The organism is Stenotrophomonas sp. 10N36 (assembly GCF_056395005.1).
Genome location: NZ_JBFTIS010000007.1, coordinates 85,485 through 107,032 on the forward strand (window position 1 = coordinate 85,485; position 21,548 = coordinate 107,032).

Below are 21,548 nucleotides of genomic sequence, written 5' to 3' on the forward strand. Positions count from 1 at the left end.
ACCGGCGATCGCGGCTCTCTTCTCACGCCCCTCCTTGCCCCTCCGGCCCCGGCAAAGCCAGGCCGGGACACGGGCGCTCTGGCTCCGGCCGTCGCGGCGGCCTATGATGAAATCCAGACCCAGGCCCGCGTCGTCACCCCAGGGGCCCTCAATGCGAACGCGTGAGCATGCCAAATACAGGGCGGTTCTATTTGTTTGAAGTGAACGTGCAGCCAGGTCGGCCAGACTCGGGCGAGGAGCCCAAAGTGCTCAGTGTCCAGGCCGAATGTCTTTCCTGCCATCACGTCACCTCTGCCGCCGCCCCGCCGAGCCTTGTGAACATCCCGGGCGGAGGCGCAGTGCTGGAGTGCCCAGCGTGCGGCAGCCGTCAGGCGATCTCGGCGGCGCGTTTCGTGGAGTTTTCGCAACGGTCGGCTGCCGGCCCTGCGCCCCCGGACGCACCGCCGCAGTGATCCGGGCCTCAGCGGCTGACACGTGTTCGGGACGTTGAATCAAGGCGACTGTCTCGCGGTCCCTTAACTGCCGCCTGGCCACTGGCCTGCCACTGCCCGTGGGCCGCCTGCGTTGCGGGCGATCCCCATTCTGAAGCCGCGCGCCGTTCCCCTGCGCGATCGGCGCCGGGCGTTTCACAGGGTGCAAGCGGTTCAATGGCGATCATGGCAGCGAACGCGTATCCCTGCGTCGGCCCTACGGAATCCAGCCCATCGTGCTTCAGAACCTGCTTCATTTCGCCCCGCTGATAACCGCCGCCATGACCTGCGTGACGGCGTTGATCTGGGTGGTTTACCTCAGTTTTTTCCTGCGCAGCTACCGACGTCAGCAGCGACCGTCCATTCTGATCACATCCGGCGCCGGCAAGGACCTGGACGCGCATTGCTTCGTGACCAATCTGGGATTGGAACCGGTGTATCTGCTTGACGTGGTCATCGACCTGATTGAGCCGGATGGCAAGGTCGTTCGCGCGGTCATACCCGAACGCACAGAGCGCTGGAGCCAGGATGTTCCCGGCGACGACGACGATGTCCGCCGTGCGACCAACGTCGGCTCGCTCACCAGCGGGGGCGAACGAGACCTGGGCCGGTTCCGTACGCTTATCGAGCGCGCCAGCAAGGAGAATCCGGAGATCGCGTCTGATGCAGACTTCACCAGTCTGGAGGTGACCGTGGTGACGGTCACCGCGAGCCAGGCAGAGCTGTGCGGGGCGTCGCGCTGCTACCGGATCGACCACCGTACCGATTGCCTCCCTCAACTGAGGGCAACGACCATCAAGGCCAGGCAACTGCAGGGGTATTTCGCGCGACGCAGCCTGACGCGCCTGCTGACCGCCCAGCTCCGATCAACGGCTATGGGTTGATCGGTAATGCCGTGACGGGCGCATGGGAAGTGGTGCCAGACCTGGGGAAGTTCAGGTGGAAGATCGCCCCTTGCCCTGGTGTGCTTTCCAGCGCGATATCACCCCCCTGGCCGAGCATCAGATCCTTGGCCATTGCCAGCCCAAGGCCCGTTCCCTGACCGTGCGGCTTGGTCGTCACGAAAGGCTCAAAAATGCGGCTTTTCAGCTCGTCGTCGATCCCGGGACCGGAGTCTGCGCATGAAAGGCAGATGCCATCACCGGCGTCCTGGGCGATCAAGCGGATGGTGCCCTGCCCCGCCATGGCGTCGTCCGCGTTGCTCAACAGGTTCAGCACGATAAGACCGAGCTGATCCCGGTCGAAATCGACGAAAAGACCTGCCGGAATTTCCGTATGCAGCCGAACGCCTGGAGAAATGGTCTGTCGGAGCAGCGGTGTCAGCTCATCGATCACGCCACGCAAATCGTGACGCTCAATCACGGCGTCGTTCTGCCGGCTGAACGTCAGAAGGCGGCGACTCAGCGTATCCGCCTTGCGAACGGCGCTCTCGGCACCCGCCAGGGATGCCGCGACTTTCTCAGGCGTCTGGCCACGCTTGGCCTGTTGGACGTATCCCAGGATCAGCGACAGCAGGTGGTTGAAATCGTGGTTCAGCCCTGCGGCCAGCCGTGCCACTGCTTCGATTTTTCTGGCATGAACAAGTTGCTGCTCCACGTTGCGGCGCTGCTCCACCTCTCCTTGAAGCCGCACATAAGCCTCGCTGGCGTCGCGGCCCTTCGCCCTCGCTTCGGCCAGACTATGGCGCAGCGCAGAGCTGGCACGGTCCAGCACTACGGCGATCAGCAGGAAAATCGACGCGCTGATGACCCCGTCGACGGCCAGCGCTGCCGACCCATTGGACGCCCATTCCGTCCAGAGCCCCAGACCGAACGCGCCCCAGATGGCGGCAGTGACGCCCCACAAGGCGCCGCGGCCAACCACCAGGGCCGCGATGACCATGCAGACCGTCAGCACCGGCTGCTCGAAGCGCTGGGCGGTGAACCCGCTGCCTGCATAGGACAGGCAGACCGACACCGAAAACACCGCCAGCAGTTGATACGCCGCCCAGCGGAAATGCCCCAGCCGGACCAACGCGAAGCCGCCCAGGGCGACGGCACTCAGCAGCAGGCTCAGTGCCATGCTGCCCAGCTCCCCCTCGCGCCAGGGGACATCCACCGCAAAAGCCCGGTATGCCCACGCCAGGGGCGGAAGCCCGCCGAGAAGCAACAGCACCAGCTGCAGCATCGGCGCGTTACGCAGATCCACCGGATCTGCCACGGGCACGTTTCTGAGCCAACGCACGGGCAGCGTCAACACGGCACGCGCCCCTCCGCCAGCAGATCGCCGGTCGGCATTACGGCCGGCAGTAGTGGCGTGATATCCGGGCGGAGACGTTCCCATAAACCTCAGTAGCTGCCTACCACGTTGAGATACCAGCCGCGGTGGTCGTAGTCGAAGTCGGTGAGCTTATCGCTGAAATCGGTGAAGTTGTAGCCCGCACCGATCCGGAAGTTCTTGCCCACGTCTCGATCCAGCCCGACCAGCCAGCCCTGGCGCGTACCGCCATCCTTCACCTGAAGGGTGCGGTATTCGGCCAGGCCGTGCCACGCCTGGAACAGGTCGTACCTCAACTGCCCCGCCAGGAAGGTTGTTGACGAGTCGAACCACGGGCCAGCGCCCCGCCCCATCCGGACCTCGCCCTCGCGCTGGGCCACTTTTGCTGCCACTTCCCACCGTTGATCGATCCGATACACGCCCTCGAAGGAGAGCACCTGGGTCTTCTGATCCACGTTGGTGCCGTTGATCTGTCCCAGCGTGGACAGGTCATACAAATACGTATAACGCCCAAAGACTCCCCATCGCGTGCTTTCCCACGGGCGCCAGGCAAAGCCGATGTTGCCCTCGATGAAGCGCGCCCCCTGGGTGGGGTCGATCTCATCATCGGTGTCCGACCAGTTCAGCCGGGCCGCCATGCGCCAGCTGTCGTTGAAGCGGTGGGTCAGGCGGTTGGTCACGACCCACTGCTCACGGCGTTCAGCACCGGTGTCGCGTCGCCATTCCAGCTTGCTCTGCCAATCGGTCACCACCGAGGTGCGTCCACCGGACACACTGACCGCGCGACGATCAACATTGCCCCCATCGTTGTTGACCAGCTCGCCGTCCTGGAGCGTGAAACCGAGATTCCAGCCCTGCGCGGGATAGAAATCCATGCCAAAGGTATGCGCCAGGCCGGATTCATCCGGATTCTTCAGATACTGGCTCTCATTGAACACGTTGACCTGGTTGGACAGGCGCCAGCGTTGGCCGGCCGTCCAACCGGACTGGCGCTCGGGGTTGAACAGAGAATCGTAGCTCGTGCTGTCCGTGGACAAGGTGTAACTGCCGTAGATGCTCTGCTGGGCGTTCACGCGATACTCGGCATCGATCTGCGTGGCGTCTCCCCGGTCCCCACGGGTGGTTTCCACGCCGATGGTCGAGCTGTCACCGAAGAGGTATTTGCCTCCCAGTGTGTACGCGTCGTTGTCGGCGTACTTGCCATGGTCGTCATCCAGCGTGATCTGCGCAACGCCGTACAGGTCCAGGGCGGTGCCCACGCGGCGGGTGTACTTGACGGCGCCCAGGGTGCCGGCCGCATTCCCGCTTGCGCGCTTCTCATCGGTCCGACGCAGCTCAGTGGTCAACCCGTCGAAATCACCGATTCGCCACTGTGCAGTCACCTGTGCCTGCTCCAGCGCCTCGCTCCCCCTCTCGGCACGGCTGACACGACCGTACAGCGACAGATCGCGATGCACCTGGCCCAGCACCTCGGCGCCATACTCGGTGACATCGGCCCCGGTGTCGTAGCGGCTGATGGAATAGCCGGCGCCCACGTCCCGCCACCATGCAGCAGCACTCCAGTCCTGGGCCGTCCAGCCGAGCTCCTTGAGGTTCACGCGTCCTTCGACGGCGGAGGCCTCGCCACTCTGCGGACCCGCACCATCGATGCGTCGGAAGGTGAAGCCACCATTGTCCGAGAAAAACAGCGGTGCGCTGCTCGATTCCGTGCGGCTGTGTTCGATCTTCAGGAAGGTTCCCTTGCCGGCCTGCAGGGTCAGGTCCGCTCCGGAAAGCTGGTAATCCTCGCCTGCGCGGTTCTCCTCGACCTGCGTGACACCCACGCCCACATGGTTGCCGAACCAATGCTTGGCCCGCACGCCTGCCGTCATGTCGTCTGCGTCGAAGTCGGAGGGCACCCACTCGTAATCCACGACCAGGCGCTGCTGATAGCCATCCAGCGGCGTGTCGCGTGTGATGGAGGGCATATGCTCGCGCGTGACCTGCGCAAGCGGCCGCGTCAGCAGGATTCGCCCCTGCAGTTCGTCGATCTCGTAGTCCGCCCCCCGCTTCAATGCGACCGTGCTCTCCACGCGGCCCGTGGTCAAATCGCGGATCTCCAACACCACCTGCTCCGAGCCCGGCAGGACATCGGCATGGCGCAGGTAGTAAAGGCTGCCGCCGGTGCCAAGGAACTCGCTATGGCCCGGTGCGGTCTGGGCCTCGGACGCAAACGCACGCAACTGCGTTGCCGGGTCACCCCACGCGTTGCTCGCGCGGGACCGCCAGTCCAGGGCCGCGCCGTACAGCGACCGAACGTACTGGGCGTACTCCGTGCCGGTGATTCCCGTGGCGAAGTTGCCCCAAAGGGCCTGGTTCTTGTCCCAATCCATGCGCACGTAGAACCGGCCCATCGTGTCCACATCGCGATAGACGCTGGAGTCGTCGCCATACACCGGGTAGTACAGATCCGGGTCCAGACGACGGAACACGTCCGTCGCATCGGCCCGGGTGAAGCCGGTGAACAGCGCCTCCAGATCCCGTTCGGTGGTATCGGCCTGCGCGGTGATGAGGTAGCGCCCCTGCGCTTTGGCCTTCAGGTAGAACGCAAGGCGGCCGTCACTGATGACGTCGTCCGCATAGCGCTCGTTCAGGGCAGATGCGTCGACGGATCCGCTGACCTTGTTCTGATACACCGTCACGTCTGCAAGGCCCACACCGAACAGGTAGCGGCCGGTGACGTTGACATCCAGGTGGCTGCGGATGGGCTCGCCTTTGCCGTCCAGTTCGATCAGGAAGGAGCTCAGGCCGATCGGGGACAGATACTCGGCGACGAACTTGCGCTCCATGTCGATCGGGTAGGCGTCGCCGTTGATCTTCAGGCTCACACCTTCGGGCAGGTTTCGCCCATGGATCCGAATGCGGGACCCGCGGATCGGGATGTTCTGCTGGCGAAGACCATCAATGGCGAAGACCTCGTCCAGCAGACGCTGCTCCTGCGCCTGCTCCGTGGTGAGCGCGGTGCCCATGTTCTTCTCCACGCTCTGACGCAGGGCAACCGCGCCCCGCTCGGCCTCTTCAGGCCGCACCAGCTGCAGTTGACGCGGCTGGGTTTCATCAAAGCGTCCGTCCGCATCGTAGGCACGCAGCACATAGACCAGCGCGTCTCCGGCCCGATAACGGAAACGGCTGGGCAATTCGCCATTCCACTCCGTGGTGGAGACCGCAGCCACGTCAATGGGCAACCGAGCCAGCGGCTCGATCAGATCAACATCTTCCGCCCGATGGATGCTCAACTCATAGCGCTCGATAAAGCGCGAGTAGTTGCTGCGAACGTAGAACTGCACCGGCTTGGTGACCCGGGTCCCATCGAACGCGATGATCGACGGCGCTGAGATGGACAGCGTCGGCTCGCCCAGCGTCGGGTCTTCGGTCGCCCAGACCGCGCCACCGTTCGGCAGGTCGATGGAGAACGTTCCACTGGCCACTGCTCGCCCCGGCTGCGCAAGCGCCACCTGCACGCGCCGATCCGGCGCCAGCGCTTGAGCCGTGGACCCCGGGGCCGTGCCCCGCGTCACCGGCTCGTCGTAGCTTCGGGTCTGGAGCTGGAAAAGCACTCCTTCTTCAGAGCGGCACCCGCTGTCCGTGCACGCGGTGCCCGGATCCTGAGCCTGGGCCGTTCCGAGTCCCATGCCGCTGGCAAGCAGGCTGATGAGCGCGCAATCCAGCACCTTCATTTGAATTTTCATGGCGTGTCCCCTGTTCCTTCTCAGCGACCGTGCTCGGCAGGGGCTGCCGGGTCTTCGTTGTGTTCTACCTTCACCGCTTCGCTCATTCCGCGTGGCAGATACGCAGCAATGGCGCGCTGCACAGCCTGAGCACGGCGAAGGCCAAGTTCCGTGTTGTAAGGGTGCGAACCCCGCACGTCCGTATGGCCGGTCAGGATCAGGCGCCCCTTTGTCTTCGCTGCGGCCGCCGCCACCTGCGCCAACAGCGGTTCAAACTCCGGCTTGATCTCGGCCTTGTCCGTATCGAACAGCACGGTTCCAAGGAGGGTGTCAGCCCCTTGCAGCGTCAGGGAGCGAGTGGCGGCATCGCCCAGGTCACCCCGCACACTGATGGACGTCCGTTGAGCCACGTCCGACGGTAGTACCGCCATCAGCGCCTCCCTTACGGCAACCGCGCGTTGATAGCCCAGCGCAGGGTTCCCATTGCCGCGGATCACCACTTCCCCGCCGTTGTAGGCGTTGATCTGGGCGGCCATCTCCCCGAGCACCGCGCCATAGCGCGGCTGTACTACAGCGCTGTCCGGGGCGAAGAGCACCTCGCCCAGCTGCACCTCGGCCATGTGCGCTTCGCTGCGAACCGGCTCGGGCATACGCACCCCGAAGTCGAAGCGGACCGGCACGCCGGGGGTTACCCGACGCAGCAACGGGTTGGCTGTCGTGAACTCGGCGCCCGCAGGCAGCGTGGAGGGGTCAACCTTCAGGATGAAGTTCCGCCCGTGAGTCCACGCCCCGCCATCGACGCCGGTGAGGTGGTAGCGGCCAAACTGATCGGTCTCAATCAGCAGCCCTTCCACCGACGCCAGACGGACGCCGGGAATGCCGCGTTCATCGATGCCCTCGTTGCGGATGATGTAATCCACCACCATCTCGTCGCCCTCGACGACGATGCGGCGCTCGACCACGGGCGCGGCGGCCGTCAGCCCCTTCGCAGCATCTCCCCGTTTCTCAACGCGGGTGGTGCCGTCGGCTGCCATATAAACGCGCATGCCCTGGTCGTTTTCGAGCACGAAGTCGTCGGTGAACGTGCCCTTGCGCAGCCGCTGACGGATCACCACCGCGTGGCGGTCCGCAGGATCGGCGACCGACTGGCGCCCGCTCAACCGGCCCAGGGAAAGGCCACGCAACAGCGGTGCGCTGGCATCGGACACAGGCGTCATGCCACTTCCATGGTCCACAAGGGTCGATCCGGCCACGTAATCGTCTGCCGCGAATCCGCCCTGCACCTTCAAGCCCGTCAACGCTGCGCTGTCCTGCCAGCCGTCTCCGTCCCGGTCATCGAACACGGTTCCGAACACCAGGCTCTCGTCCAGCAACGGATCGGCATCGAGCACTACTTCCGCGGTCGCAACGTTGGACGCCAGCTGACCCGTTCCATCGCGTGCCTGTGCACGGTTGATCTGCACACCGCGCTGGACCCCTGCGCCCACGCGCATCAGGTAGACCAAGGTCATCTGGTCGCCGATCTTCAGGTCGATGCCGTCGAATCGGACCGGATTGAAGCCGGACACAACAACGCTGGATCGGCCATCGCTGGCGAGCAGTGAGCCCTCGACATAGGTGAAGCCCGCCGGCGGGGTGTCCAGGACACTGCCGCCCGACAGATCCACGGTGCCGACGTTCTCAATCGTGACACTGTAGCGGACCAGATCGCCCGTCTTGACGTCACGCGAGGTGGTCGACTTGGTCAACCGAAGTGCAGCCGTGCCTTCAATCTCCACCGTGACGGTTGCTTCAGCACACAACGCGGTGGGATAGGAGGTGTCGCACACCCGGTATACGTAGGTGTCGGTGCCTACAAAACCGGCCGCCGGTGTATAGCTGCAGATGCCTGCTGCACACGTGACGGTGCCGTTGGACGGCGGCGTCATCACCAGAACGGATTCCGGATCCAGTGGCGCACCGTGGCTGCGGTCATTGCCGACGACGACCAGCTGCAAGGGAACACCCGGATCGGTGCGACCGGCATCGTCGATCGCTTCCACGCGATTGGGATCGATCGTGATGACCACCCGCGCCGTCGTGCAGTTCGTCGGGTTTCCCCGCTCGCAGATCTGATACGCGTAGCTGTCTTCGCCCCAGAACCCGGGGTTCGGCGTGTAGGTAATGGTGCCGTCGTCATTGACGACGATCGAACCATTGGTGGGCGGCATGTGCTCACTGACCTGGACCACTGCCGGATCTGCCGCCTTGCCGTCCAGCAGGTCATTCTGCAGAACGGGGGTAGTCACCGGCGTGTTCTGCGGCGTGCGGTCGCGATCATCTTCTGCGTCGATCTCCCAGGCCAGGACCGGGATATCGAGGCTCGGAGCACACGCGGGGCTATCCGTCCCGGTGCCGCAAAGGCCCGGCGTTGCCGTGGCGATGAGCGCAACGTTGCGGACGTTGCCTGCAACCACATCGGCCTGGCTGACCCGGTACGTGCCTTCCAGAACGCAGCGTGCGGCCGGCGCAAGGGTGAGGCAGGTGATGCTTGCCGGCGTGATCTTGCTGTCGGTCACAACGACATCTTTCAGCGTCGTATTACCCACATTGCTGGCAGTGACGGTGTAGGTGAGGGTGTCATTGAGCGTCACCGAGCCCGACCCGTCTTCATCGGCGTTGCGGGAGAGCTGCTTGGTCGATTCGAGCGCCGGCACTTGCGCCACCGGCGTGCGCACCGTGTCTTCCGGACTCTTCACTGGAACCGAACCGGGGTTGCCCGGCGTTGACGGCGGCGTCCCTTCAGCATGGGCGGTATTGACCACTTCGCCCGCGTCCAGATCAGCCTGGTCAAGCGTGTAGGTTCCCGTGCAAACCGTGCTTGCGCCCGGCGGCAGCGTGTTGACCGGGCAGCTCGGTGCAGTGGCCAGCTTGCTGTCCACGACCGTGAGCGCGCTCAACGTCACGTTGCCCGTATTGGTGACCAGGAAGCTGTAGGCGATCGTGCTGCCCACTGCGTTGCCACTGGCAGGGCCGGCCGTCTTTTCGATGCTCAACGACGGCGCCGCCGGCAGGTCCACGATCTCCTCGTCTTCCGTGCTGGGCACACGCGGCGGGTTGGGGTTGCCCGGGGTCGCCGGCGGCACGCCTTCGGCGTGCGCGCGGTTCACCACGCGGCCCGCGTCAAGATCGCCCTGGGTCAGGGTGTAGGTGCCCGTGCACGTAGTCACGGCGCCCGGGGCCAGCGTGGTCACCGGGCAAACCGGCGCAGCGGCCAACTTCGCATCCACAACGCGGATGTCACCGAGGGTAACGTTGCCCGTGTTGGTCACCACAAAGGTGTAGGCGATGGTGCTGCCCGCCGTACCACCCGAAGGGGTACCGCCCGTCTTCACGATCGAGAGCGACGGCGCGGACGGCAGATTCGTGGTCACCTCGTCCTCGGGACTCGGAACCCGCGGAGGGGTCGGGTTACCCGGGGTTGCTGGCGGGGCACCTTCGGCATGCGCCGAATTGAGCACCTGCCCTGCGTCGAGATCGGCCTGCGTCAGGGTGTACGTGCCGGTGCAGACCACCGTGGCGCCAGGGGCGAGCGTGGTCACCGGGCAGGCCGGCGGCGTGCTCAGCTTGGCGTCGATCACCGCGACCTCGGTCAAGGTCACATTGCCGATGTTGGTCACCCGGAAGCTGTAGGCGATCGTGCTTCCGACGGTGGCGCCGGTCGGCGAGCCGGCCGTTTTCACGATCGACAGCGACGGGTCCGACGGCAGGTCGGTTGTTTCCTCATCTTCCGGGCTGGGCACACGCGGGGGGGTGGGGTTGCCCGGGGTCGCCGGCGGCGTGCCTTCTGCCCGCGCAGCGTTGACCACCCGGCCTGCGTCCACGTCGGCCTGGGTCAGCGTATAGATGCCCGAACAGGTCGTGGCTGCGCCCGGTACCAACGTCGTCAACGGGCACGTGGGGGCGGCGGCGAGTTTGTCATCCACCACCACGATGTCGTTCAACGTCACATTGCCGGTGTTGGTCACCAGGAACGAATACCGGATGGTGCTGCCCACGGCCGTCCCGCTCGGCTGGCCTGCGGTCTTGACGATGCTCATTGCCGGGGACGCAGGCAGATCAACGGTTTCCTCGTCCTCCGGGCTCGGCACGCGCGGTGGCGTGGGATTACTGAACGTGGAAGGCGGGGTGCCTTCGGCTCGGGCCGTGTTCACCACCCTGCCCGCGTCCAGATCCGCCTGCACCAACGTGTAGGTGCCCGTGCAGGTAGTCGTCGCGCCGGGCGCAAGCGTGGTGACCGGGCAGACCGGTGCCGTTGCCAGCTTGGCATCGACCACCGCAATGTCGCGCAGTGTCACGTTGCCGGTGTTGGTGACCAGGAACGCGTAGGCGATGGTGCTGCCCACGGTGGTTCCACTGGGGAGGCCGGCGGACTTGACGATGGTGAGGGCCGGGGCCGACGGCAGGTCCGTGATCGCTTCGTCTTCCGGGCTGGGCACGCGGGGCGGGTTGGGGTTGCTTGGCGTTGCCGGCGGCACGCCTTCGGCACGCGCGCGGTTCACCACGAGGCCCCCATCCAGATCGGCCTGCACCAGGGTGTAGGTGCCCGTGCAGGTGGTCGCCGCTCCCGGTGCCAGCGTGGTCACCGGGCACACGGGCGCCACCGTCAGCTTGTCATCGACAACCGCAACGGCGTTCAACGTGACGTTGCCCGTATTGGTCACGACAAAGCTGTACGTCATCGTGCCACCAACGGTAGACGTACTCGGGACGCTGCCGGTCTTTACGATCGTCAACGCAGGCAGCGCCGGGTCCACTGGCGTGTCCAGGGTGGGGTTGCACGATGCGGTGCTGTTGCCAACGGGGCAAACCCCGTCGGTGCCCGGCGTGGTGATCGAGGCTGTATTCCGGACCACGCCGCTGTCCAGGTCCGCCTGGGTGACCGTGTAAACACCGGTCAGCACGCACGCGGCGGCAGGCGCCAGATCCGCGCAGGTAAGCGTGGCCGGCACGATGCGTGCATCGGCCACCACGACAGACGGCAGCACCATATTGCCCGTGTTCGTCGCTGTGACGACGTAGGTCAGCACATCACCCACGGCAACCGTGCCACTGGGCGCAGCACCGTTGACCAGGGTCAGGGCTTTGGTCGACGTCAGACCGGGCGTCAGCGTCAGCGGGGTGGTCTCCTCGCAATCATTGCCCGTCGCGGCACAATCCACCGGCGTATTGCCTCGCACCGCCACTTCGTTGCGGATCGCTGTCGCCGCGCCGGGAATCGTCGTGGCCACCAGTACCCGGAAGCGCAGCGTCGCCGATCCACCGGCCGTGATGTTGACCGCGTTGCTGTTCGAACACAGCGCCGCAGCGCAGGTGAAGTCGCTACCAGACGGCAGGAACGTCGTGTTCGCCGGCACGCCCTCAACCACATCCCCTGCAAAGAGCGTTGCGGCCTGCGAGCCTGCGATGTGGCTGATGCGGATCTCGTATTCCAGAACATCGCCTGGCGCGACGCTGGTCCCCGGCGTTTGGCCGTTGACCGTGCTCAGCACCTTGTTGACCTGAAGCTGCGGCGGCGCAATCAGCGGGAAGCTGCACGAAGCAAGGTCGCGACCGCGATCACTTCCGCTGGTCAGGGACGACGTGCCCACCAGCGTCATGGTGCCGGTGGCCAGATCCATCGCGTAATAAGCGCCCGTTGCATTGACCACGACGTAGAGCTTGCCGTCTGCGCCAAACGCTGCGCCGGCATAGAACGCACCGCTTGGTGCACCCGTGAACCGCTGCTGTAGCGTGGCCGTGCCCGCATTCACATCGACGCGATAGAGATCAGAGCCGGCCACCAGCCAACCCATGCCATCCTGATCGAAGGCGATGTCGCCGGACCCGGTGTCCGAAGGCGCCACGTCGTACGTCAGCGTGGTGGGTGCGCCGGCGGTGTATCCAAAGGCCCCGGCGGGATCCAATCGATACATGCGAGCGGTCCTGCCGGTGACGGGGGTCACCATGTAACCGACGCCGTCGCGGGTCATGCCCGCGCGTGGCAGATCCGCCGCGATCACCGCGCCGGTCTGGTACCAGCCGCCATTGTTCGCATCGTAAGCCCACACTTCGCCGCCCGAGCCATTGGCGCGGGTGTGGAACAGCAGGCGGTTACGCGCTGCATCGAGCATCAGCCCATTGAGGTTGCCAGGGAGGCTGATGGCCAGGTCGCCCACGGTTTCGTCCGTGCCCGAACCTGGAACAAAGCGTCGGAAGCCCGCCCCGTTCACAATGCCGAACATGCCGCCATCGGCCGGGCAGAAGTTCACCGCTGCAATCGCCGGCAGCTCGACGGGACCGATGGTGGCCGAAGCGCGTCCCTCGTAGTCGTCGGCAACCTCGACGGTTTGCCCGTTGTGGGTCACCTCGGCGTTGTTGACGATCTGGGCGGTATCCGGTGCGGTGTCGCTGACTTTGACCTGGAAGCGCAGCGTTGCGCCCTGCCCCGACGTCAGCAACCCTCCGCCGGTCGCATTGGCGCCCGCGCCGACGCGGAACACCACGCGATTGCCGGCGGCGTCGAATTCCGCAACGTCGTCCCCCGCTCCATCGGTTTCAGGCGCGTTGTTCCCCGCAATGCCACGGCCATCGTCGGACACCACGCGCAGACTGCCTGGCACAAACGCCGTGTGGGTCGGAATCGGGTCGCGAACGGTGGTTCGCGTCGCGCCGTCCTGGCCGCTGTTTTTGAATGAGACCGTGTACTCCAGAATGTCACCACGCCGCAGGGGACCGGTCGGGTGGGTCACATTGCGTACCGTCTTGTCCAGGGAACTGACCAGATCGGGCACAAACAGGTCGGTGACAAACACCAACGCGTGCGGGAAATACGCATCGCCTGTGCTGGTGAACGTCAGGGTCGCGCCGGTTGCGCTATTGGCCAGCCGCGGACGGGACGAAGCCGCGTTGGCTGCATTGTTGGAGATGTCGACGAGCTTCAGATCAACGGCGAACTGATTGGCGTAGTCGGGCGACTTGTTCGTGAAGCGCTCGCCCAGCCGGGTGATGCCGCTGTTCCAGAAGTTGTTGGCAGGGCTCAGGGCATCACTGACCGCGCCAGGATTAAGCACATTGCCATTGCCGCTCAGCTGGAAAGCGTCGCCAGTGATGTCCCCGTCGCCCTCCCACACCAACGCACCCATGAAGGCATCAAAGGGCCCGCTCGACGGCGTCAAAAGACCCGATACGGACGCCGACTGCGCGTTGCCGCCGCTGACGTAGCCCGCATCGCCGTCGAACACCATCAGACGGCGGAACGGCTTGCTGCTGTCCTCGTAGAGCACAATCAGCGCCCAGCCGCCGTAGTTCCCCAGCCCGCCACCATTGCCTGCCACGGCGGTCAGGCCGCCGGCGTAATAGGTTCCGCTTCCCGAGGCGGCGACCAACGCGGTCACATCCGCGTAGGCGGTGTAGGGACGGTTTGCGTCCGTATCGCCTTGCGCATTGAACGTGTTCAAGTCGGCCGCACTGGCGGTCACCGAGCGGTAGGCGCCGCCCGGCGTACGGAACTGAATCGTCCGACGGTCGACATCGGTGTTGCCTGCACGGGATCCCCAGTACAAACCCGCCGATCGGACGCGCGCCCCTGCTGGCAGGGCCAACGTGGCTGCCGACGAGTTCGCCGGCACGCTCGCGGGAAGCCCGGCAGCATCCACGTTGATGAACTCCATCACGCGGTTGCCATTGCCACCCGTGCTGTTGCTCATCCGCTGGTTCGCGCAGTTGGCCGAGCCGGTTCCCGTGGTGGCGCAGGTCAGCAGGGCGTTGCCCACCATGGCCACGTCGCCGCGGACGTTGAAACTATGGCGTGGGGCAAGCTGAGCTTGTGCCGTTAGTGGCGCCAGGGCCATCAGCACCAACAACCACAGTCCTGAGCCGAAGCAACGACGGAAACGCCCCTGCGAAGAGCGTGCGAGCTGACGAGCCATATCCTTGGAACCCCTGTTGGTGCGGCGGCACAAGCCGTTTACGAAGATCACGCACGCGCACGGAAGCGCACCGCTGGTGTCAGCGGTCGGAGCTGTAGAAGAACGTTGCTGCGGCAGATTGCCGAGCGCCCCATTGCGAGGCGCGCACTATAAGCAGGGGTCCGGGATCACTCAATCACGGTTGTTTTCACCGCGTGAAATAAAACGAAATAAACCGTGAATTCCACTTACGGCGTCCAGGCATACCCTACCGACCGGATGGACCTGACCGGCAGAGGACGCTGACACCCCTCCTCCACTTTCCGCCGCAACCGATGCACGACCATCTCAAGCCGGAAGGGGTCGAATTCGGGAAGTTCGGCCACAATGCTCTGGCTCAGATCCTCCCGGGAAATGGCGGATCCCGGCTTGCGCATCAGCGCGGCGAGGAACAAAAGCTCCGCGTGGGAAAGCTGCACCTGCTTGCGCTCGGGTGAGGTAAGTCGCCAGCCATCCAGGGCGAGATCCCAGCCATAGGCATTGAGAACCGCAGGGATAGCTTGCTTGGGCGAGGTCGCGCCACGACGGCGCAGAACGCTTCGCAACGTCGCTGCCAGCACTTCGGTCTCGACAGGCTTGACGAGGTAGGCATCGGCACCACCGTCGAGCCCTCGGATCTGGTCTGCGCTGCCGGACCGCCCCGTGAGCAGAACGACGGCGATGTCGGCGCTTCGCCGAAGGTGCGTCAATGCGCTGAAGCCGTCTTCGTCTGGCAAGCCAACGTCCAGAACGACTGCGTCTACCTCGGACCGCATCAGGTATCGATACATCTCCAGTGCGCTGCCGGCGCCCTGCACATCGAAACCCATCTCGGTCAGATCCGGCACCAGGATCTGCTCGCGCAATTCCAAGTCGTCTTCCACCACGAGGATTCGCTTGCGTTGTTCCGATGGGAGAGACTCCATCGATGCCTCCGTTTCATAGGGGGCAGTTCGCCCACCCCAATCCGCACATCGTCTCAACCGGCGTCCCCGCCAGCGACGCTATTCTGCCTACTCTATAGAACTATCCTGCTTCCTTGAATGGGTCAGGCGGGCGCTCGTCCTCGTGGAAATGGGGTCCAGGCGAACGCGCTCGAGTCCATGAAGGTGGGCAAGCTCGGCCCCACAGGTGATTCAGAGCGGGGGATGCTTCAGCCCACCCTGCGCCGACGCCTCCCCGCCTGAGGCGCTTCAGGTTCTTGAGTCCGTTGCTCAAGCTATCCAACCTGGCAGCGTGCTCCATGGCCTATTTGGCAGGCGTCAGGTGTGTGCGGCAGAGCGGGCGCGCGCTATCTGGTCGCCTTGCGCCGCACTTCCAGAAGCAACGCTTCCTGTGCCTTGCCAGACAGCTTGCCGAACTCATCGATGAGCTCGGCAAGCTGGTCAGTCTCAGCAAACAGATACGCAACGGAAACACCCAAGGCACGCGCGATCTTCTGCGCCGTCTCGATATCGCAACTGTGCACGGCCCGCTCGTACCGGTTGATGCGAACGCCCGCAACATCTTCTGGCAATCCCACAAGCACCCCCAACGCGCGTTGAGTCAGGCCCTGCTCAAGCCGGCACGCGCGAAGGCGGCGGGCAAACACAGGACGGATGGACGTAGGTGTGCGGGTCATGCAAACAAGCATGACCCAGCGCTACGCTGAACGTAAATTACGTTCAGCGTACTCGGAACAGCAAGGCCAGATGCGTCACATAAGCCAGCGCATTGCCTCGTAATCCCCCGCCCCCCGGCACCTTTGCGACCGTGCCGCGCTCATCCCGTGCCAAACGGACAGCAGTGCCACCCCTGCTGCCGGTGCGCCATCTCGTCCAGATCCCGGTCCGCGCCTGCAGCGTCCAGCGCCGCCCCTGCCCCCGAATGACGCGCCACATACTCCCGCATCAACGCCTGCAGCACCTGTGTTGCGGGGCGACGCTCGCGTGCTGCCGCTTGCTGGAAGCGGGCGCGTAAGCCGGCGTCCATCGTTACCTGCATGAAGACACTCTCGTTCATGAGTTCCTCCTACTGCTGGATAGTGAAAAAGGATGCAATCCGCACGGCAGTGCCGTGCTGTGCCCGCCTGCTGGCGGCACGTCCCGATCAGCCGGCGGTGCGCTGCAGCTTCCTGGGGATCTTCTTGGGCAGCACCACCGGGCGCTCCACCACCGTGAGGGTGATGCAGCCAGGGCTGGTTTCAATCTTCAGGCGTGCGCCTACGTCGAAGCCGAGCTTGTCCAGCCAGCGGCCGCGTAGGCGCACGTAGGGAATGACCTCATCGGTGCCGTATTCCTCGCGGGTGGGATAGTGCTGCGCGCCCACTTTGCAGGTGGGCGCCGGGCGAGCGTAGGGCTTGCGTTTGGGCGGGACGAATTCGGGCGGACTCACCCAGGACCTGTGCATGTTGGACCTCCTGTAAGGATCGCCCTCGCCGGGATGGCGAGGGTGTCGGGAGGCTAGAAGCCGATCGAAGCTCGGTGGGCGTATTTCCGCAAGGGTGTTGTATTAGCCACCCTCCCGACTCAGGACGTCCAACTTACACTCTTCAAGGAGCTTCTAGACTCCGATGCACACCATGCGCGTTGATGCGGAGGATAGGAAATTGCTTGTTTCTTTTGAACCGCGAAATTTGGTTCATTGCCTCTACGCCGACTGGAGAATGAGCATGCACACGCTCCGGTGCAAAGGCAGTCCAGAAGGCACCGTTGGTCCAACAAGCCCCCATGCCAATCCGCGATGAACCTGAAGAAAACCCCGCCGAAGCGGGGTTTAGCGCATCAGGCACCAATCAAACTCTCTGCCGGAATCCCAAGGTTCCTGTGCAGGTTGCGAATCATCTCTATGGACAAGCCGCGCTTTCCGTTAAGTACTTCATACACGCGGTTTGGCTTGCCAATCGATGCTGCAAGATCTTTCGGCTCAAGCCCGGCTTGCTCCATCCTGAACTTGATGGCCTGGATCGGATCCGGCGCCTCTATGGGGAACTGCTTGGCTTCATACGCCTGGATGAGCGTGGCCATCACGTCCAGGTATTCGCCTTCCGGGCTATCAGGCGCGGGGTCAGCCTCCACAAGCTTGGAGATCGACTTCAGTGCAGCCTTGTAATCAGCAGGGGTGCGAATGGGGGAGATGTTCATCTCAGTCAACCTCTATGGTTGCGGCATCTATCTGATCGTATTCGGCGTGCGTGCCGATAAACTTCACGTAGACAATGCCTACTTGGTAAGCAACCGCCACGATCAGACGGTGGTCGTTGCCCTTGATGTTGAACACCACTCGGTTATTGGCAACGAAGCTTGCATTCCGGTAGGCGTTCTTGATGTCCTGCGGCGACTTCCACGTGGCCGCCTTCGCCTCGTCATGCCACGCCTTCAAGGGCTGCTCGGCCGGCGGGTTCGCCTCCCAATAGTCCCTGAGCGTGGCAACGGCGATGACCCTCATGCCGCAATCATAGTCCCATTTTGGGACTTGTCAAGACGATCGACCACTGCGCAAGGCGGGTTATGCCGCCAGCGCAGCGAAGAGGCGGCAGGACGGTTGGTGCGAAGCAGGCCGGGCCTCAGACGCAGCCGCCAATACCCACCCTCGTACATGTTAATCTTTCTCATTCGCACCTACCCCCTCCCCGCCCCCGATGACCCGCCCGTCGCTTCGCCCCTCTGCCCTGGGCTTGTCCCTGACCTTGGCCTGCCTTTCGGCCCACGCCGCTCCACCCTCCTCCCCCGATGTGCAGCAGCTCGACGCAGTGCAGGTGCTCGGTCGCGCCCAGACCCTCTACCGGGTGGACGACGCCACGGTGGGCACGCGGACGGACACGCCGCTGGCGCTGGTGCCGCAGTCCATCCAGGTGGTGCCGCGTGAGCTGATTGAAGACCAGGCGGCCCGCCAGATCACCGACCTGTACCGCAGCATCAGCGGCATCAGTTTCTTCAGCTATGCCGGCGTGACCCTGCGCGGCTTCCGCCAGGAAAACGTGCTGTATGACGGCCTGCGCGGCGACCCCTATGCCGGCTTTTCGGTGCCGCAGCTGTTCAACATCGAGCGCGTGGAAGTCCTGAAGGGACCGGCCGGCGCCCTGTACGGCGGCGGCGATGCCGGGGGCGTCATCAACTACGTCACGCGCAAGCCCAAAGCCACAGCCGAACGCCGCATCGAACTGCAGGCCGGCAACAACGATTTCCGGGCTGCGTCGATCGAGGCCACCGGGCCGCTGAACACCACGGGCAGCGTGCGTTACCGCGCCGGGCTGTATGGCGACACCGAACAGGGCGTGCGCTGGAACGCGGACAGCGAAAGCGTGATCGGCGATGCCTCGCTGGCCTTCGACGTGGGCGACACCGGCGAGTTGACCCTGCAGTTCACCGACATCACCCAGAACCTGGGTGGCAACCGCCTGCGCGGCGTGCCGGTGGACGACAACGGCAGTTTTCTGACCGACCGTCGCTGGAACCACAATGAAGCCACCGACTTTCTCGACATGCGTGCCAAGGTTGCGCTGGCGCAATACCGCTTCTCGCCCAGCACCCACCTGGACGTGGATGTGGGTGCACGCTGGTTCGAGAACAACGAACACCAGATCTACCACGAGCCGATGGGGCTGATCGACCGCAACCGCGACGGCGTGCCCGAGTGGATGACCCGCCAGCTGCGCAATCAGATCCGCGACAACGATGCATTCACCGCCAACGGCAACGCCGTGTGGCGCGTCAGCACCGGCAGCATCGAGCACAAGGTGCTGTTCGGCGCCGATGTGTACCAGCAGGATGCCGACTTCACCGCGCAGACCGCCAACAGCGCGGATCTGGCGCGGGGTGCCGGCCCGGTGCCGGGGATCGACCTGTTCAACCCGGTGTATGGCGAAAGTTCGTGGCGCGACTACAACCTGGCCGCCCTGCCCTGGCGCAGCACGAGCACGCGCAGCAAGCGCTATGGCGGCTACCTGCAGGACGAACTGACGCTGACCCCGCGCTGGCATGTGCTGGCCGGACTGCGCTGGGATGGCTTCAAGGACGATGACCGCATGGCCGGCACCCGCGTGGACGGCAACGACATCAGCTGGCGGCTGGGCAGCACGTATACCGTGCGGGAAGGCATCAATGTCTACGCCAATATCGCCAGCGGCTTCATGCCCCAGAGCGCGGCCAACCAGAGCGCCGAGGCTGGCGGCCCGTTCGATGCCGAGCGCAGCAAACAATGGGAAGTGGGGTTGAAATCCCTGCTGGCCGAGCGTGTGACCTTGAACCTGGCCGCGTACCGTATCGACCGCAGCAATATCGTGCAGGCCACCGGCGAGATCGTGGACGGCGTCAACCAACTGGCCGCCCTGGGCCTGGTGCGCAGTACGGGCATGGAGCTGGATCTGCTGGCCGATGTCACCGACCGCTGGGTGCTCAACCTGACCTATGCCTACAACGATGCGCGGGTGAAGGATGCCGGCAGCAATGGCATTACCAATGCGTCCGGTGATCGCTTCGCCAATGCGCCGCAGAACAAGCTCGGCCTGTGGACGCGCTACGACCTGCCGGCGATCAATTCGGCCATCGGCTTCGGCGCCGATTACGTGGATGAGCGCGTCAGCCTGGATGGCCAACGGGTCAAGCCGTACACCGTGTTCGACATGAGCTGGAAGACGCAGTGGCAGCAGTGGCAGTTCCAGGCCAACGTCAAAAACCTGTTCGACAAGGTCTATGCGGCCAGTGGCTTCACCGAGCGCACCGGCCACTTCCCGGGTGAGCCACGCCGCGTGTACGTGCAAGCGGCGTACGCCTTCTGAGCCCGCCCATGCGCCAGCCTACGCCAGCGCCCCCCAACCGCCCTGCACGCAGCGGGAGTGGGCGCCGGCTGTGGTTCGACCTGCACAGTTGGCTCGGCCTGAAGCTCTGCCTGTTCATGGGCTTTGTCTGCCTCACCGGCACGCTGGCGGTGTTCTCGCAGGAGATCGACTGGCTGCTGCACGCCCCCATGCGCGTGGCCGATGGGGGTGAGCACGCCGGTTGGGGGCCGGTCATCCATGCCGCGCAGGCGGCACATCCTGACTGGGAGCTGGAAGGCATCTCCGCCGGCCACACCCGCCTGTTCGCGGCGCGCGCGCAGATGCGCCTGCCCGATGGCAAGCGACGCTTTGTCTGGATCAACCCCTATACCGCGCAGGTGACTGGCGACACGGGCTGGTTCAACACGCAGCGGCTGCTGCGCAACACCCACCGCCACCTGATGCTGCCGGTGGCCTGGGGCGTGCCACTGGTGGCGGCGCTGTCCATCCCGTTGCTGCTGTCGCTGTTGAGCAGTCTGTACATCTACAAGAAGTGGTGGCGCGGTTTCTTCAAACGGCCCGACCCCTCACGACCGCGCCGCTTGTGGGGCGATGTCCATCGCTTGGCCGGGGTGTGGTCACTGTGGTTTCTGCTGCTGATCGGGTTGACCGGGGCGTGGTATCTGATCGAATCCCTCGGCGGCGATGCACCGGCGGCGCCGACCATGCGACTGGCCAAGGGCGATGACCGCGCTGCCGCCGTAGATCCGGCCGCCGTGGACGCTGCGGTGCAGACCGTTCGCCAGCAATGGCCCCGCCTTCACATCCTCGGCGCCATTCCCGCACGCGATGGCGGCAGCATCCTGTTCCTGGGGGAGGCCGACGCCTGGCTGGTGCGGGAGCGGGCCAACAACATCGCCGTGGACCTGCGCACCGGGCACGTGATCGGCATGCATGACGGCCGTGCGCTGGGGGTCCATCAGCGCATCGCCGAAATGGCCGATCCCCTGCACTTCGGCAGCTTCGGCGGTTGGCCCATCCGACTGCTCTGGTTGCTGGCGGGCACGCTGTTGACCGGCCTGTGCATCACCGGCGTGTATCTCTACGGACTTCGCACAGTGGATTCGCTGCGATCCGCAGCCAAAAGGCGGCAGACATGAGTCATGAAAAGCTACCCGGCCCCTGGCGCGCGGCGTGGCACGGCATGGGTTGCTGGCGCTGGCTGTGGCTGGCCCTGCTGCTGGTGTGGGCGTCGCTGGTGCCGCTTGAGGCCATGAAGTAGCGATGCTCACAAAACACCATTGCTCGACAGGATAAGCACGCGCATCGGCCGGCCCTCGGTCCACGTCGGTTGCCGGTGCGCTGACCCGCTGGCATAGGCCCTGCCACGCCCGTCAACCGAACGGGGCGG

The 21,548-nt window shown here is 64.8% G+C and carries 13 protein-coding genes; 4 read left to right on the forward strand and 9 right to left on the reverse strand.

What is annotated here, in order from left to right; genetic code table 11:
* The first annotated feature begins 706 nt into the window (after positions 1-706).
* A complete protein-coding gene (locus AC1DCJ_RS09105) occupies positions 707-1,354 on the forward strand; it encodes a hypothetical protein (protein ID WP_137189768.1) in 648 nt (215 codons plus the stop codon).
* Here AC1DCJ_RS09105 and AC1DCJ_RS09110 read toward each other — a convergent pair.
* From AC1DCJ_RS09110 to AC1DCJ_RS09150, 9 genes are all read right to left on the reverse strand, one after another.
* On the reverse strand, positions 1,344-2,708 hold the full coding sequence (locus AC1DCJ_RS09110; protein WP_478070749.1) for a sensor histidine kinase: 1,365 nt from the start codon (positions 2,706-2,708) through the stop codon (positions 1,344-1,346). The genes AC1DCJ_RS09105 and AC1DCJ_RS09110 overlap by 11 nt on opposite strands.
* An 89-nt stretch (positions 2,709-2,797) precedes the next feature.
* Positions 2,798-6,454 (reverse strand): zinc ribbon domain-containing protein, encoded by a 3,657-nt coding sequence (locus AC1DCJ_RS09115; RefSeq protein ID WP_478070750.1) that lies wholly within the window; start codon positions 6,452-6,454, stop codon positions 2,798-2,800.
* 20 nt (positions 6,455-6,474) lie between these two features.
* Positions 6,475-14,304 carry a DUF7507 domain-containing protein gene (locus AC1DCJ_RS09120; protein ID WP_478070815.1) on the reverse strand — a complete coding sequence of 2,610 codons (7,830 nt, stop codon included), beginning with the start codon at positions 14,302-14,304 and terminating at the stop codon, positions 6,475-6,477.
* Positions 14,305-14,609: 305 nt separating this feature from the next.
* Positions 14,610-15,326 (reverse strand): response regulator transcription factor, encoded by a 717-nt coding sequence (locus tag AC1DCJ_RS09125; RefSeq protein ID WP_137189771.1) that lies wholly within the window; start codon positions 15,324-15,326, stop codon positions 14,610-14,612.
* A 365-nt stretch (positions 15,327-15,691) separates the two neighbouring features.
* A complete protein-coding gene (locus AC1DCJ_RS09130; protein ID WP_241658919.1) occupies positions 15,692-16,021 on the reverse strand; it encodes a helix-turn-helix domain-containing protein in 330 nt (109 codons plus the stop codon).
* 140 nt (positions 16,022-16,161) lie between these two features.
* Positions 16,162-16,401 (reverse strand): hypothetical protein, encoded by a 240-nt coding sequence (locus tag AC1DCJ_RS09135; protein WP_478070751.1) that lies wholly within the window; start codon positions 16,399-16,401, stop codon positions 16,162-16,164.
* A gap of 87 nt (positions 16,402-16,488) precedes the next feature.
* Positions 16,489-16,788 (reverse strand): SymE family type I addiction module toxin, encoded by a 300-nt coding sequence (locus AC1DCJ_RS09140; RefSeq protein ID WP_478070752.1) that lies wholly within the window; start codon positions 16,786-16,788, stop codon positions 16,489-16,491.
* 374 nt (positions 16,789-17,162) lie between these two features.
* Positions 17,163-17,522: a helix-turn-helix domain-containing protein gene (locus AC1DCJ_RS09145; RefSeq protein WP_314401837.1), complete on the reverse strand. Its 360-nt coding sequence runs from the start codon at positions 17,520-17,522 to the stop codon at positions 17,163-17,165.
* 1 nt (position 17,523) lies between these two features.
* Entirely contained in the window at positions 17,524-17,826 is a 303-nt protein-coding gene (locus AC1DCJ_RS09150) for a type II toxin-antitoxin system HigB family toxin (RefSeq protein WP_320491554.1), read from the reverse strand.
* Between the two features lie 193 nt (positions 17,827-18,019).
* Here AC1DCJ_RS09150 and AC1DCJ_RS09155 point away from each other — a divergent pair, with 193 nt between their 5' ends.
* The 3 genes from AC1DCJ_RS09155 to AC1DCJ_RS09165 are packed head-to-tail and all read left to right on the forward strand — an operon-like array spanning position 18,020 to position 21,419.
* A complete protein-coding gene (locus AC1DCJ_RS09155; protein ID WP_478070753.1) occupies positions 18,020-20,158 on the forward strand; it encodes a TonB-dependent siderophore receptor in 2,139 nt (712 codons plus the stop codon).
* An 8-nt stretch (positions 20,159-20,166) separates the two neighbouring features.
* Positions 20,167-21,297 carry a PepSY-associated TM helix domain-containing protein gene (locus tag AC1DCJ_RS09160; protein WP_478070754.1) on the forward strand — a complete coding sequence of 377 codons (1,131 nt, stop codon included), beginning with the start codon at positions 20,167-20,169 and terminating at the stop codon, positions 21,295-21,297.
* Entirely contained in the window at positions 21,294-21,419 is a 126-nt protein-coding gene (locus AC1DCJ_RS09165; RefSeq protein ID WP_313245409.1) for a hypothetical protein, read from the forward strand. Before AC1DCJ_RS09160 ends, AC1DCJ_RS09165 begins: the two co-directional genes overlap by 4 nt.
* Positions 21,420-21,548 lie beyond the last annotated feature (129 nt).

Coding starts and splice junctions, on each gene's coding strand:
- AC1DCJ_RS09115 (WP_478070750.1), bottom strand. CDS start 6,454: ATGAAAATTCAAATGAAGGTGCTGGATTGCGCGCTCATCAGCCTGCTT.
- AC1DCJ_RS09120 (WP_478070815.1), bottom strand. CDS start 14,304: ATGGCCCTGGCGCCACTAACGGCACAAGCTCAGCTTGCCCCACGCCAT.
- AC1DCJ_RS09125 (WP_137189771.1), bottom strand. CDS start 15,326: ATGGAGTCTCTCCCATCGGAACAACGCAAGCGAATCCTCGTGGTGGAA.
- AC1DCJ_RS09130 (WP_241658919.1), bottom strand. CDS start 16,021: ATGACCCGCACACCTACGTCCATCCGTCCTGTGTTTGCCCGCCGCCTT.
- AC1DCJ_RS09135 (WP_478070751.1), bottom strand. CDS start 16,401: ATGAACGAGAGTGTCTTCATGCAGGTAACGATGGACGCCGGCTTACGC.
- AC1DCJ_RS09140 (WP_478070752.1), bottom strand. CDS start 16,788: ATGCACAGGTCCTGGGTGAGTCCGCCCGAATTCGTCCCGCCCAAACGC.
- AC1DCJ_RS09145 (WP_314401837.1), bottom strand. CDS start 17,522: ATGAACATCTCCCCCATTCGCACCCCTGCTGATTACAAGGCTGCACTG.
- AC1DCJ_RS09150 (WP_320491554.1), bottom strand. CDS start 17,826: ATGAGGGTCATCGCCGTTGCCACGCTCAGGGACTATTGGGAGGCGAAC.
- AC1DCJ_RS09155 (WP_478070753.1), top strand. CDS start 18,020: ATGACCCGCCCGTCGCTTCGCCCCTCTGCCCTGGGCTTGTCCCTGACC.
- AC1DCJ_RS09160 (WP_478070754.1), top strand. CDS start 20,167: ATGCGCCAGCCTACGCCAGCGCCCCCCAACCGCCCTGCACGCAGCGGG.
- AC1DCJ_RS09165 (WP_313245409.1), top strand. CDS start 21,294: ATGAGTCATGAAAAGCTACCCGGCCCCTGGCGCGCGGCGTGGCACGGC.